We start from the raw sequence: 13,627 nt of genomic DNA, 5'->3' as shown, positions 1-13,627 counted from the left end.
TACCATGTTCGTGATTACTAATAAATATCTGATTGGTAGACGCTTTGCAGGTGTAACCTTATGGCCGTTTATCATTTTAAAGCGAAAAGAGCTGGCACAAGACCGCAGGTTTATGAATCATGAATATATTCATCTTAGACAACAGCTTGAGTTATTCATTGTACCTTTTTATCTCCTATATTTTATGGAGTATATTTTTAGACTAATTCAATTCAGAGATTTCTACAAAGCCTATCGTAACATATCCTTTGAGCGTGAGGCCTATGCTAAAGAATGGGATTTAAGCTATTTAGAGAACAGATCATTTTGGGCACATATTCAATACCTGTGGCATGAAGATTCCTTATAAGCAGGAACCTTTAAATCAATTTATTTATACCGATAAAAAAAATCATGTTTCGCTGTATATCAAGCGAGAAGATTTAATTCATCCCACGGTTTCTGGCAATAAACTGCGGAAATTAAATTATAATCTGGCTTACGCCGAAGAAAAAAATTTCAGCACCTTACTTACCTTTGGCGGAGCATTTTCAAATCATATTGCTGCAACGGCCGAAGCTGCTAAGCGCTGTGGTTTTAAGAGCGTAGGTATAATCAGAGGTGAAGAGCTGGGTAATAATATCGCAAAGACATTTCAAAATAACCATACCCTAAAGCAAGCACATGAAAATGGGATGGAACTTAGGTTTATTTCAAGAGCCGCGTATAGGGGCAAAGAAACCCAGGAATTTTTAGACAATATCAATGCAAAATATCCCAATGCCTATATTCTGCCAGAGGGTGGTACAAACGCACTAGCGATTAAAGGTTGTGAAGAAATATTGACTAAAGAGGACTATATCTTCGATTATGTCACTTGTGCTTCGGGAACAGGAGGTACTGTTGCAGGCATTATTAATTCAGCACAAAAACATCAACAGGTACTAGCTTTTTCTGCCTTGAAAGGGGATTTTCTTCAACGGGAAATAGAAAAATTCACTCATTCAAAACGATGGAAATTAATGACATCATACCACTTTGGAGGATATGCAAAAGTACCCGTCAAGCTAGTAGATTTTATAAATGATTTTAAACGTGATTACGGCATTCTTCTTGATCCGATCTATACAGGAAAAATGCTCTATGGGATCATTGATTTGATTAAAAATGAGTATTTTGCACCACATTCTAAGATACTGGCTATTCATACTGGCGGTATCCAGGGAATACATTCAATCAACACACGATTGAAAGCTGGGGGGCGAACATTAATTAATACAAACTATGAATAATTTTAAAATGATTATTGCCATTTTATTGGCGATGACCATCATCTCTTGTGGTGCAAAGAAAAATACCACTACTTCTACAACGAGTGACACAAAAACTAAAACAACGACAGTTCAGCAACGTACTAAAACTATCGGGCTAAGTAAGAAAGAGAAAAAAACTGATGCCTCAAGTCTAATTGACAGGCCATATTCAGAGATCATTAAAAATTACATAGATGATTACGCTCAAGCGGCAATATCTGAAATGGAATTATACGATATCCCCGCAAGTATAACCTTAGCACAAGGTATTTTAGAATCTGGTGCAGGAATTGGCGATTTAAGTCGAAAAGCGAACAATCACTTTGGCATAAAGTGTAAGGATTGGAAAGGTGCTCGCGTTTATCATGATGATGATAAAGAGCAGGAGTGTTTTAGAAAATACACAGATCCAAAATTTTCTTTTAGGGACCACTCTATATTTTTATACTATGCTAAGCGCTATGCGCCCTTATTTCAGCTGGAGGCAGACGACTATAAAAGTTGGGCAAAGGGCCTCAAAAAGGCAGGTTATGCCACAGATCCAAAATATCCTCAAAAATTGATCAGCTTGATTGAACGCTATCAACTAGATCAGTATGATGCAAAGGTATTAGGCAAGAGTGTTTCCAAAAGCAAACGAGAATCAGGGAATACTGTTGCTGATTTAGAAAGTGAACAATACGAGGTTAAAAAGGGAGATACGCTCTATAGTATTTCCAGAAAATTTGGTCTCAAAGTTGAAGAACTTAAACGATTGAACCAATTGACCTCAAATAGTCTGGCCATTGGTCAAATGTTATTTGTAAAAGAAGCTCAATAATCCATGATATATCAGCGTAGTAGCGCTTTATTTAGTGAAGCGCAAAAAGTAATCCCAGGCGGAGTGAATTCTCCCGTACGTGCATTTAAAGCCGTTGGAGGAGATCCTGTATTTGTAGAACGTGCTAAGGGAGCCTATTTATATACTGAAGATGGCACAACACTCATCGACTACATCAACTCATGGGGTCCTATGATTCTGGGTCACGCCTTTGACCCTGTGGTAAAAGCGGTACAAGAGAAAGCTGAAAAAGGCACTTCTTTTGGAATGCCAACCGCCATAGAGACAGAAATTGCTTCATTAGCTGTTAGCATGGTTCCTGGTATTGAAAAAATACGATTTGTCAACAGTGGTACAGAAGCGTGCATGAGCGCGATACGATTAGCACGCGGTTATACAGGTAAGGATAAGATCATCAAATTTGCAGGCTGTTATCACGGTCATAGTGATTCATTTTTGATTCAGGCAGGCAGTGGAGCAGTAACCTTTGGTTCTCCAAACAGTCCTGGTGTAACCCAGGGAACCGCCAAAGACACCTTATTGGCAGATTACAATAACCTGGCTGATGTGAAGCGTCTAATTGAAGCAAATCCAGGCGAAATAGCAGCCATTATTCTTGAACCTGTCGCAGGTAATATGGGGTGTATTCCGCCGGCCGAAGGTTTTTTAGAAGGATTAAGGCAACTCTGTGATGATCATAATATTCTTCTCATTTTTGATGAAGTGATGACCGGTTTTAGACTGGCAAAAGGTGGTGTACAGGAGCTTAAAGGAGTAACAGCAGATATAGTCACCTTCGGAAAAGTAATAGGTGGTGGCTTACCGGTTGGGGCATTTGCCGCCAACAGTAAAATTATGGATTATTTGGCTCCGGTAGGACCCGTATATCAGGCAGGTACGCTTAGCGGTAACCCGTTAGCAATGGCAGCAGGATTAACCATGCTAACACATTTAAATACGCATTCAAAAGTATTTTTAAGTCTGGCAGAAAAAACGGCTTATCTACATGAAGGTTTAGCTAAGGTGCTCACCCAACATGGCGTTACACACTCCATCAATCGATTAGGTTCGATGATTTCTGTACATTTTGCTAAAGATGAGGTTATCGACTTTAAAACTGCAGCTGCCGGGAATAATGATACGTTCAACAAATTCTTTCATGGTATGTTGAATGAAGGAATTTACATTGCTCCTAGTGCATTTGAAAGTTGGTTTTTGACCGATGCACTTTCTTATCGGGATCTGGATAAAACTATTGATGCTGTGGGACAGGTTGCAAAGGTCTTATAGTTTGTAATTACTATTCCTTCACTAAACTACTATTTATCACAATATCTCGTATTCCTGTTTCAAAATGGTACACCACGCTTGGGTCTTCGTGGTCGTGATACACATTCTCTACTATAATTATGCTCATTTTTTCTCCGGGACGTAGAATTTAAAATTAACAAAACCCATTCTCCTACCGCGATGACCAATGTATTTTATGGGCGTATTTTCACATAAATTAACTCCATAACCATACTTCACATTGCTGTCAATATGATGTGTATCAATAATATCAGAGGTAGTCATAAGTTTATAGGTTTCATTTTCTAGAATATCATCATTGTGCAGTTTTTTGTCCCAGAGACTCAAATCATAGGCGTTAGAAACCATTCCGCCAGCTGGAAGCATTTCTTGCCAGGATTCTTTAGTGTATTCATACTCTTCAAAGGTGGCAATTCTAAAATCATCTTCAAAAATCCAGTAACCATCGATCAACTCAGCATCAGTATGACCGTATTCAAAAGCGTAACTATTTTCCATTCCTAATTGAGCAAAAAGTGAATTAGCCATTGCTGCAAATTTTCTATTTGTGACTTTCTCGATAATCTTACCTAAAAGACCATACGCCGGATTACTATAGTAAAAGTCCGTTCCCGGTTCAAAGGCTAAAGGTTGATCGATATCTGTTATTCCAGAGGACATATTTAAAAGGTGATGAACCGTTACAGTATTTGCCCAAGATTGGTCAAAATCAGGTAAATATTCACTAATGGGTTTTTGTAAATCGATAGTTCCTTTCTCAACTTCCCTAAGAATTAGTACTGCTGTTATTTGTTTACTATTAGACCATATTCTGAATTTATCATCTAACGATATCGGTTTTTTAGTTTCAAAATCTGAATAGCCATATTCCTTTTTATAAACGACTTCATCGTCTTTGGTAATGAGGATAACACCGTTAAAGAAATGAGGTTCTTTGGTTTGTATCAAACTGTCGATTCTAGCAGAGTAATCATCAATAGTTTGATCTTCCTTTAGTGTATTCGGCTTATTCTTTTTCTCGCTACAACCAGTAATAGGGAGTAGGATAAATAAAAGTAAGATTTGAAAGATTTTTTTCATTGTAGTGTTTATACAAATAAGTTTTTAATTATTTCACCAAGCTACTATTCAACACTATCTTTCTTATCTCTTTTTCAAAATGAAAGAAGATCTCACTATCATCATAAAATAGATTTTGCAAAACGATTACGCTCAAATCTGTGTCAGGGACATAGAATTTGTAAGAACCAAAACCAAGACCTTTTCCAGGGTGCCCTATATTTAATAAAGGTTCGTTACTAATGCATACCCCGTAGCCATAACCTATTTTCTCTTCACCATACGCTTTAAAATAGTCTGTTCTTCTATCATCGCTACTTATCATTAATTTGTATGTTTCTGGTTTTAACAAATCCCCTTTATGCAAGTGTTCGTCCCATATTCTCAGATCATTTAAGTTTGAAATAATACCGCCAGCAGGAATAAAGTTTTTCCAAGATTCTTTAGGATTAGGTAGGGGTGACAAATTCTTATCTATGTCCTTTACCATAAATTTTTTTGTTTCATTGTCGTTTCCATATCCATTTATTAATTCATTATTAATCATTCCTAGTTCATAACAGTACGTACGATTCATTCCTAATTCCTTAAATAATTCATTTGCGATCTCAACATATTCACTACCAGTAACATTCTTAATGATCTTCCCCAAAAGTCCGTATGCAGGATTACTATAATAAAAATCTGTTCCAGGCTCAAAAAGTAACGGATCCTCGATACTTGAAATTCCTGAAGACATATTCAGCAGCTGATGTACCGTGACAGCATTAGCCCAAGTTGCCTTTAAGCCTGGTAAATATTGTTTTATGGAGGTGTGAAGATTTATATTTCCCTTTTCGAATTCTTTTAAAATCAAAACTGCAGTTATTTGCTTACTGTTCGATTGAATACGGAAATTATCACTTAAAGAAATGGGTGTCTTATTTTCAAAATCTGAATAAACGTGGGCTTTGGAATACTTAATTTCACCTTTCTGGGTTATTAAAATAACACCATTGAACTTTCTTGGGTTGGTGGTTTGTATTAAACTATCAATTTTTGCAGAATAGTTGTCAACTACTCGATTTTCTTTGGGTGTATTCGGCTTATTCTTTTTTTCGCCACAACTAAAACTTATAAGAGATATGATTATAAGTGAGATCTGAAAGACTTTTTTCATTTTAGTATTTTAAGGAAACGATTATATAAACAGCATTTACGAAAAATAGAGTTGGTTTCATCTATTAGTCTTTTTATTGACAATTGTCCTAAGTTCATCTGAAATCTCTCTAACATTACCGTGCTTTTGATTGGTAAGCACAACGATGTATAAATCCTCATCTGGGAAATACCGAACAATGCCTTCGTAATTGACACTTGACCCATGGTGCGAATGTTCTATGACCTGGTCATCTTGCCACTCACAATAACCGATAGGCGCCGATATATTTCCAAATCCATCATACTCTTCTGATAGCTTTTTCAGAGAATTCCTGTTTATAATTTTACCTTGATGAAGTGTTTTAAGCCATTGATATAAATCCTTTGTCGATGCTAAGAACAAAAGATTTTTCGTTGACATCCTGTACGCGTCTTCTTTAAAATTCTCATCAAAAGGTATAGCCATCAAGTCCTTATTTTCATACGGAAAGTTGTTTTTTAAAACTATAGATTTCATTTCTGAAGGTATAAACAAATGTCTGTTTGCAAAGTCTTTAAAAGACAAACCGCTAATCCGCTCAACTATTTTCATCAGTAGTATTGGGCTATAGTTGGTGTAGATGTAATCTGTGCCAGGTTCAAACTGAAGTGCGCCGACATTTAAAAGGTCTTTCCAAATTTTGTCATCTGTAAGCTTGATATCATTTTCAAAGTATTTATTCCAATCTACTTTCGGCAGTCCGCTGGTGTATTGTAATAAATGCAAAATTGTAATTTCTTCTGACCACTTTGGCAATTCTTTAATGTAAGTGTTGAGCGAATGACTAAGCTGTAATTTTCCTTGTTCTTGAAGTTGCATAATGGCAACCGCAGGAAATTCTTTATAAATAGAGCCTATGTTGAATCTATAATCTGGTGTTAACTCGCTGTTTTTACTCCCATCGATATATCCAAATGAACTATTGATGATTATAGAATCATTTTTCACGACCAATATATTGCCGTTCAATTTTCCGTTTTGATGCATTTCTTCGAGGTAGGCATCAAGGGATTGGTAGTTTTTACAGCTGAAAACGGTTAATATAACTGTTGTTAATAGCAGTTTTAATATTGAATTGATCATTTTAACTTTTATTGCATCGATTTATACGTATAACTCTTATGCACGATCTTCCATTTCCCGAGATATTTTACAAGTAAAAAAAAATCGGTAAATACTCTACGTTCCGGGATGATGATTTCGGCTTTTGCGGTGGCTACATTCTGGTCAAAGTCGATGGAAATTATTCGTCCAACTCTATTGGATTTTTGACCCTTTTTAATCTTTGAAGTATAGTCCGAACCTTTCCAGATGCGCAAACTATCTTCTTGAGTGACTGAATACAAATTAAAGTCGGGATGAAAGGCTTCTTTGAGTTTTTCCAGTTGGCCATTGGCTGTACCGTCGATGTATAGCATTAGTGTTTTTGAGATTTGTTCAATTTCGGAATCACTTTCGATCGTTTGTCCAAAAGAAATAGATGAAAAAAATAACAAGGTAATTGTAATTAGTGAAAGTCTCATTTTATTTGTTTGTAGATTGATTTGATTGCTCTTTAAGTTTCGCTACAACTAATTCCGCCACTCTAGCAGAAGCCGTGGGATCCTGTCCCGTAATTACCCTACCATCTGCAATGGCATAACCATCCCAACCATCAGCTGAATAGGTAAAGAAGCCATCGTGTTCATTGATTTTTTCTTCAATCGAAAACGGAAAATATTGATAATACGGTCTGTCTTTTTTCTCAAAGGCATCTGGAAAACCGTTTATTTTCTTTCCTTTGACTAAGTAGTTTCCATCTTGAGTTTTCAGGCTTACAATTCCTGCTGTACCATGACATACTGCTGAGATGACGCCATTTTGTTTTTCATAAACAGTCATCGTGATATTTTGAATAGCCTTGTTTACAGGAACGTTGTACATCGCCGCTCCGCCACCCACATAATAGACAGCATCGTAATTAGAAGCTATAACTTCCGTAGGTTTCAAGGTTGAATTAAGGCGCGTCATGAATTTGACATCGTTATAATACCGATATTGAAGCGTGTCTTTTGCCTTGTAGTAATGCCCCAAATGAATCTTTCCACCATTAGGTGTTAAAAAATCGACTCTGTAATCATTTTTGACAAAGACATCATATGCATAGACGATTTCGGCAAAACTGGTTCCGGTTTCAATATCTGAATCGCCATAGGTTTTAGCGTTGGACATTATAAAAAGGATCTTATTATGACCATTTTTTTCTGAAGGAGTTTGCGCTGATAATCCTGAAACAAAACAAAGTAAAAAAGCTAGGATGTTGAATTTCATTTTTCGGTGTTTTTGAATCCATTACCAAAACTCAGAAAACAAAATAAAAATCCATTCCTATTTACTATCAGAAAGGTGCAAGATTATAATTTTGGACTAAAAATCCTTACGAAATCTGCTTTTTGAAAGATGAAGGTGTGGTGCCAGTGACTTTTTTAAAGGTACTATAGAAAGAAGATTTTGAACTAAATCCCGCTTCAAAACCGATAGCCTCAAGCGTAAACTGGTCGTTGTTTTGAATCAATTTCTTAGCGGTTTCCACACGCCAGGTATTGATATACTGTGAAAAAGATTTCCCTAAATTATCGTTGAGCAATTGAGAAAGGAAATGCGAAGAAATATTCAATTTTTCCGCAAGTTGTTTCAATTTTATCTCGGGTTTTTTATGTAATTCTTCCTTTTGCATAATGATATTTAATTGTGCAATAATAGTTTCGGCTTCGGATGCGGTTATTTTTTTTGAAGTATATTTTTGGGGTTCTTCAAAGAAAAGATCCGACTTACGTCTTTTGAGAATCCAAAATAGTATACTTAGGTACAATACAAATGAAAATGAGAGCGCACCTACAATATAAGAGGTATAATTGGTGGTGAAATAAGCCAGCCAAATTATGAAAACACCAGTGTTTATTGTGATTAGCCAAACCTGCTTGTTGGTAAGCTCTACTCTTTTAAAGATCAGCTTTTTTAACTCGGATTTTAGCATCATAAAAGATAAAAGTACATAGGTAAACCACTGCCCGAATAGAAACCAACATAAGTAGCCTGATTGAGTCCGCATCCATAAATACCTGTGTTCTTTATAAGGGTAATATATTCCTATCAACGTCATTCCAATAATTACGGGTACCACGTGCCATAACCATTGATAAGATTTTTGTTTTACGGTTGACGTAGCTTCTTTTACATAGAGGTACAAAAAAGGGCCTATAAGCATACAGGCAGAAAGCCCCACCTGAATAAAATGCGTCGATATCCCTTCATAAAAGATGAGGAAGACAGATTTAGTGACACGCACACTTACTACAAACAACAGTGCTGCTAGAAAATAAGTAGATCGGTTTTTATTTTTAATAAAAAATGCAAAATACGCACTTAAAAAAAGTCCGTTAAAGGCGCCGATTGCACTAAAAAAGAAGAGTATTTGTTGGCCAATATCCATGAGGGTAAGACAACGGTGTTACTTATTCATTTTTAATAATTCCTCCAAATAGTCACGTTTATTCGATAATCGAGGAATCTTATGTTGACCTCCCAATTTTTCATTTGCTTTTAGCCAATCATAAAATAAGCCGGGTCTTGCATTGTTTATTTTTAGATTGGTAAGCGTGATATCGTTATGTCGCTTAGCCTCATAATCACTGTTTAGCTCTTGTAAGGTTTTGTCCAGCCTCTTTTCGAACTGTGCCATATCTTCAGGCGGATTTCTAAACTCTATGATCCATTCATGACTTCCCTTTTCTGTTCCTTCCATAAAAATGGGAGCTGCCGTATATTCCACGATATCACAATTGAGTGCTACTGTAGTAATATGAAGTGCTTTTTCAGCGTTTTCAATGATAAGTTCTTCACCAAATACATTAATGTGGTGCTTTGTTCTTCCGCTAACTCGTATGCGATATGGATGCAATGAGGTGAACTTTACCGTATCACCAATTTTATATCGCCACAGTCCTGCATTGGTAGAAATGATAATGGCGTAATTTTTATCTAACTCAACTGCTGAAAGTGGTATAACTTGCTGGTGTGGAGTACCATAGGTTTCCATTGGGATAAATTCATAGAAGATCCCATAATCCAACATTAAGAGTAGATCCTTGCTATTGTTTTGATCTTGTACAGCAAAAAAACCTTCTGAAGCATTATAAATTTCATAATATTTCACATCATGATTGCCCATTAGCTTATTATATTGCTCTTGATAAGGTTCAAAGCTGACTCCGCCGTGAAAATACACTTCAAGATTGGGCCAGACTTCCTTTAAATTTGTGGCTCCTGTTTTATCTAAAACATTGTTAAGTAAGACCATCATCCATGAGGGAACTCCAGCTAAACTCGTCACGTTTTCTTTTACGGCCTCATCTACAATAGCAGGCATTTTAATCTCCCAATCACTCATTAGAGATACATCGTTACTTGGAGTACTGCTGTAATTAGCCCAAAATGGCATATTAGCAATAAGAATAGCAGATAAATCTCCAAAGACTGTCCCGTTTTCCTGATACAATTCTTTACTGCCGCCTAAACGTAAACTTTTTCCGGTGAACAATTTAGAGTCTGGATTATTGTTGAGATACATACATAGCAAATCCTTCCCTGCATTAAAATGACACGCTTCAAGTGATTCTGCACTTACCGGAATAAATTTACTTTTTGAGCTAGTAGTTCCGCTGGATTTAGCGAACCATTTTATAGGTGTAGGCCAAAAAATATGATGCTCTCCACGTCTGCTTCGTTCAATAGCTGGTTGATAATCCTCATAATTCTGTATAGGTACCTGGTGTTGAAATTGATCGTAATTCTTTATACTTGAAAAGCCGTATTTTCTTCCAAACTCGGTTTCAGATGCTTTTAAAAGCAACTGGCTAAGCAGTTCGTGCTGTACTTCGTTTGGATATTTTAGAAAAAGTTCAATTTGGTGAATGCGTTTTTTCAAAAACCAGGAAGCAATAGAATTTACAATAGGAATTGGCATTAAACGCGTATCTTTAGTGTTGAAATGTATGTAAAAATCTTCGGTTAAAAATAAAAAAAAATGCAATACCAGGGCGTACTTAAAAAGATGCAAACTTCTTATGACTCACCGATTCAATATTATCTCGTGTTTGAAAATGATTTTATTCACGTTAACCAACTCATCAATAAAAAAATAGGCATTGCCTTCGTAAAATATCAATGCCTTGCTTGTGGAGAGAATAAAAAGATATATCGCCAAGGCTATTGCTATGATGATTTTTTTAATCAACCTCAGGCAGGAGACTGGATTATGAATCCAGAGTTAAGCAAAGCACATCTTGACATAGAGGATCGTGATCTGGCTTATGAAAAACGAGTACAGCTTCAACCTCACGTAGTTTATTTAGCCAACTCCAGTAACGTAAAAGTAGGGGTGACACGAAAGTCTCAGGTTCCCACACGTTGGATCGATCAAGGGGCTCATGAAGCTATAGAAATAGCAGAATTACCTAACCGTTATTTAGCTGGAATTACAGAAGTTGCCTTAAAAGATCATGTGGCTGATAAGACTAATTGGCGTACGATGCTTAAAAATGAGATTAAGGACGAAGATTTAGTAGAATGGCGCAACAAGCTGAAGCAATTCTTACCCGCCGAAGCTCAGGAATATTATATAGAAAATAATACCGAAACAGCTATCGATTTTCCGGTGGAGCGTTACCCCGAAAAACTTAAAAGCCTAAACCTAGACAAAACCCCAGAATTTGAAGGGACATTAAAGGGAGTAAAAGGTCAATACTTGATTTTTGAAGATGATACCGTGTTTAATGTACGTAATTGGGAAGGGTATGTCGTCGCGATAACCGTGAATTCTTAGTATGGGTATAACAAACCGCAAAATGTAGTACTATACCACTAATGACGCTGATTTCTAATTCACGCCAGCAAGGTTGAAATCTGCCCGTTAAGTATCATTGGTTGCATAATGAAAGCTTACAAGGTCTCAAACCTTGCAGGGTAATCTATTACTTTATTTTCATTTCTCTATCATTTAATTCCTTTTGAGTAAAATCACTGGGTAACGCTATGGGTGCTTTAAACTTGGTTTGATCAGTCAATGCATTCATAAATGCAATGAGGTCGTTAATTTCCTGTTCAGATAAATCCAGCGCATCTGGTGCTAGGGTTTGATGCGGCACTTCCATCCCATGACCTGCGCCACCACCTTTATTATAAAAATCCATGACCTCTTCAAGTGTATTGTAAATCCCGTTGTGCATGTAAGGAGCGGTTAAGGCAATATTGCGTAAAGTAGGGGTTTTAAAGGAATTTTTTAAGTGATCTGCCTTAGCTGTCTCTCTACCGTTAGCGAATCTTCCTAAATCATCATCCATAATGGATTTATCTTCAAACGCTTCAGAAACGCCTAGAACTTCAGACTCAGATTCTGTATAGAGTGGGGGAACGGTACCATTAAACGTGGGAATAAAATGACAGGTCGCGCATGCAGCCTTTCCCGTGAATAGATTAAATCCACGTTTAACATCATTTGGTAAGTCTACTAGTTCACCACGCATGTATAAATCTAAAGGAGAATCAAACGCATTGAGTTTTAGTATGTAGGCTGTAAGCGCATAATCTATCGTATGTGCTGCAACTCCGTCATATTCAGGAAAGGCCTCTGTAAATAGATTAGTATACGTAGGACTATGTTGTAATTTTTGAATAACGGCATTATAGGTCGTATTAAACTCATTGTCATGAACGATTACGTGCTCAAATTGATCTTCTAGACGCTCTACGCGCAAATCATGAAAAAAGCCTGTTGCCAATCCGGAATAATTTAGTGTAAGTGTATTCCTTTTCAAAGGTTTACCATCAGACCCTAAACTTAAAACATTACCATCTGTAAATGCTTTTTCCGGATTATGACAGGTTGCGCAAGACATAGTATTATCTGCTGATAAAACCGGATCGTAAAATAATAACTTCCCTAGGGCTGCTTTTAACTCAAACTGCTCGTCTTCTTGTAAACTAACATAGTAAAATTTATTAAGGAAATCCTGATCAAAAATATTCTCGGCTTCATAGGTAAGCGAAGAAGCATATGGGCTAATTTCTTCCAATGTTTCATACCCCAATGCTACGTGTACTTGCTTGTACTTGCGATACAGTGGATTGATAACATCTTTTATGAAGGAGAGTCTGTCAAAAGAGTTGAACGTTTTGTTTTGCCTTAATTGCGCTTCCGCGGAAGCAAAAACCTCTTGTGTATCATTTTTTAAATCAGGTCGCTTTATAGTATGCAACTCATGATCATAGAAGCTAAAGGTCTCCCGAAGCGTATGTATAAGATAGACAGCATCCTCAATACCCTTGAGTGTTCCAGGAGTGTCGAATCCTGTGATTCCTAGTGCTGCCAGCCTTACCAATGCTTGTCGTGAAGCTTCAAAATATTGCCTGTTTGAAAATTTATACGACCCTATATAGCTTTGCATTTTTTTTATATCCCCTGCCAGCTGTGTAGAAACATCTACAATTTCTTCGCTGTTATCTACGGGATTTGCCATGAGTTCGTCCAGAACTTGAAAGCCTTTGGGAGAAATGATCATAAAATCTGCTGTTTTAGGTTCAACTTTGAGCAAAGGAGCACCATTAAGTGTTTTTTCATATGCCTCTTCATCCAGGTAGGCAACGATATACTCTACTTTTTTAAATTTTTCCCTTAAAGAGGCATAAGCCTGCTGTAGTTTTTGAGAAGATTTTTGTTTTTCATGATACGATTGAGATAGCTTGACAAACAAATTGGACTCGGTTCTTAGTGCATCAAAATCTTCATTGTATTTTTTTTGGATGAGGGGAAGTGCTTTAGAGGCGTATGTATGATCAACTTTTGGAGGTGAAGAACAAGAGTTTGCCAATAATGTGGCTATTACCAACATTACGATGGATAAACGTTTCATAATTGAAGAATTTTGT

Annotated in this window: 13 protein-coding genes; 5 read left to right on the top strand and 8 right to left on the bottom strand. The window is 36.7% G+C overall.

Annotation, left to right across the window (positions count from 1 at the left end):
* Nucleotides 1-4: 4 nt before the first annotated feature.
* Genes ABD000_RS02645 through hemL form a run of 4 tightly spaced genes read left to right on the top strand, consistent with a single transcriptional unit; the run spans nucleotide 5 to nucleotide 3,402 of the window.
* Nucleotides 5-349 (top strand): hypothetical protein, encoded by a 345-nt coding sequence (locus ABD000_RS02645; protein ID WP_343763469.1) that lies wholly within the window; start codon nucleotides 5-7, stop codon nucleotides 347-349.
* Nucleotides 333-1,271 carry a 1-aminocyclopropane-1-carboxylate deaminase/D-cysteine desulfhydrase gene (locus ABD000_RS02640; RefSeq protein ID WP_343763467.1) on the top strand — a complete coding sequence of 313 codons (939 nt, stop codon included), beginning with the start codon at nucleotides 333-335 and terminating at the stop codon, nucleotides 1,269-1,271. Before ABD000_RS02645 ends, ABD000_RS02640 begins: the two co-directional genes overlap by 17 nt.
* Nucleotides 1,264-2,112 carry a glucosaminidase domain-containing protein gene (locus tag ABD000_RS02635; protein ID WP_343763462.1) on the top strand — a complete coding sequence of 283 codons (849 nt, stop codon included), beginning with the start codon at nucleotides 1,264-1,266 and terminating at the stop codon, nucleotides 2,110-2,112. The genes ABD000_RS02640 and ABD000_RS02635 overlap by 8 nt, the downstream gene beginning before the upstream one ends.
* Before the next feature lie 3 nt (nucleotides 2,113-2,115).
* Nucleotides 2,116-3,402: a glutamate-1-semialdehyde 2,1-aminomutase gene (hemL, locus tag ABD000_RS02630; RefSeq protein WP_343763457.1), complete on the top strand. Its 1,287-nt coding sequence runs from the start codon at nucleotides 2,116-2,118 to the stop codon at nucleotides 3,400-3,402.
* A gap of 123 nt (nucleotides 3,403-3,525) precedes the next feature.
* Here hemL and ABD000_RS02625 read toward each other — a convergent pair whose 3' ends face one another.
* The 7 genes from ABD000_RS02625 to ABD000_RS02595 form a co-directional block, all read right to left on the bottom strand.
* Nucleotides 3,526-4,503 (bottom strand): serine hydrolase domain-containing protein, encoded by a 978-nt coding sequence (locus tag ABD000_RS02625; RefSeq protein ID WP_343763452.1) that lies wholly within the window; start codon nucleotides 4,501-4,503, stop codon nucleotides 3,526-3,528.
* Nucleotides 4,504-4,531: 28 nt separating this feature from the next.
* Entirely contained in the window at nucleotides 4,532-5,641 is a 1,110-nt protein-coding gene (locus ABD000_RS02620; protein ID WP_343763446.1) for a serine hydrolase domain-containing protein, read from the bottom strand.
* Between the two features lie 57 nt (nucleotides 5,642-5,698).
* Nucleotides 5,699-6,745, bottom strand: a complete 1,047-nt coding sequence (locus ABD000_RS02615) for a serine hydrolase domain-containing protein (RefSeq protein ID WP_343763444.1) — start codon at nucleotides 6,743-6,745, stop codon at nucleotides 5,699-5,701.
* A gap of 8 nt (nucleotides 6,746-6,753) precedes the next feature.
* Nucleotides 6,754-7,185 carry a nuclear transport factor 2 family protein gene (locus tag ABD000_RS02610; protein WP_343763442.1) on the bottom strand — a complete coding sequence of 144 codons (432 nt, stop codon included), beginning with the start codon at nucleotides 7,183-7,185 and terminating at the stop codon, nucleotides 6,754-6,756.
* 1 nt (nucleotide 7,186) lies between these two features.
* The gene (locus ABD000_RS02605; protein ID WP_343763439.1) at nucleotides 7,187-7,972 is read right to left on the bottom strand and encodes a type 1 glutamine amidotransferase domain-containing protein; all 786 of its coding nucleotides are present in this window, start codon (nucleotides 7,970-7,972) and stop codon (nucleotides 7,187-7,189) included.
* Nucleotides 7,973-8,078: 106 nt separating this feature from the next.
* A complete protein-coding gene (locus ABD000_RS02600) occupies nucleotides 8,079-9,134 on the bottom strand; it encodes a helix-turn-helix domain-containing protein (protein WP_343763433.1) in 1,056 nt (351 codons plus the stop codon).
* Nucleotides 9,135-9,152: 18 nt separating this feature from the next.
* Nucleotides 9,153-10,667 (bottom strand): GH3 auxin-responsive promoter family protein, encoded by a 1,515-nt coding sequence (locus ABD000_RS02595; protein WP_343763430.1) that lies wholly within the window; start codon nucleotides 10,665-10,667, stop codon nucleotides 9,153-9,155.
* 60 nt (nucleotides 10,668-10,727) lie between these two features.
* Here ABD000_RS02595 and ABD000_RS02590 point away from each other — a divergent pair, with 60 nt between their 5' ends.
* Nucleotides 10,728-11,525, top strand: a complete 798-nt coding sequence (locus ABD000_RS02590) for a DUF2797 domain-containing protein (RefSeq protein ID WP_343763426.1) — start codon at nucleotides 10,728-10,730, stop codon at nucleotides 11,523-11,525.
* A 148-nt stretch (nucleotides 11,526-11,673) separates the two neighbouring features.
* On the opposite strand, the gene ABD000_RS02585 is transcribed toward ABD000_RS02590, so the two are convergent.
* A complete protein-coding gene (locus ABD000_RS02585) occupies nucleotides 11,674-13,611 on the bottom strand; it encodes a cytochrome-c peroxidase (RefSeq protein ID WP_343763423.1) in 1,938 nt (645 codons plus the stop codon).
* Nucleotides 13,612-13,627 lie beyond the last annotated feature (16 nt).

The sequence above is a fragment of the Gangjinia marincola genome (genome assembly GCF_039523415.1).
In the GTDB taxonomy this organism is placed as follows: domain Bacteria; phylum Bacteroidota; class Bacteroidia; order Flavobacteriales; family Flavobacteriaceae; genus Gangjinia; species Gangjinia marincola.
Note: the sequence above shows the minus strand (reverse complement) of the source record. Positions and strands in the feature narration are given on the sequence as shown.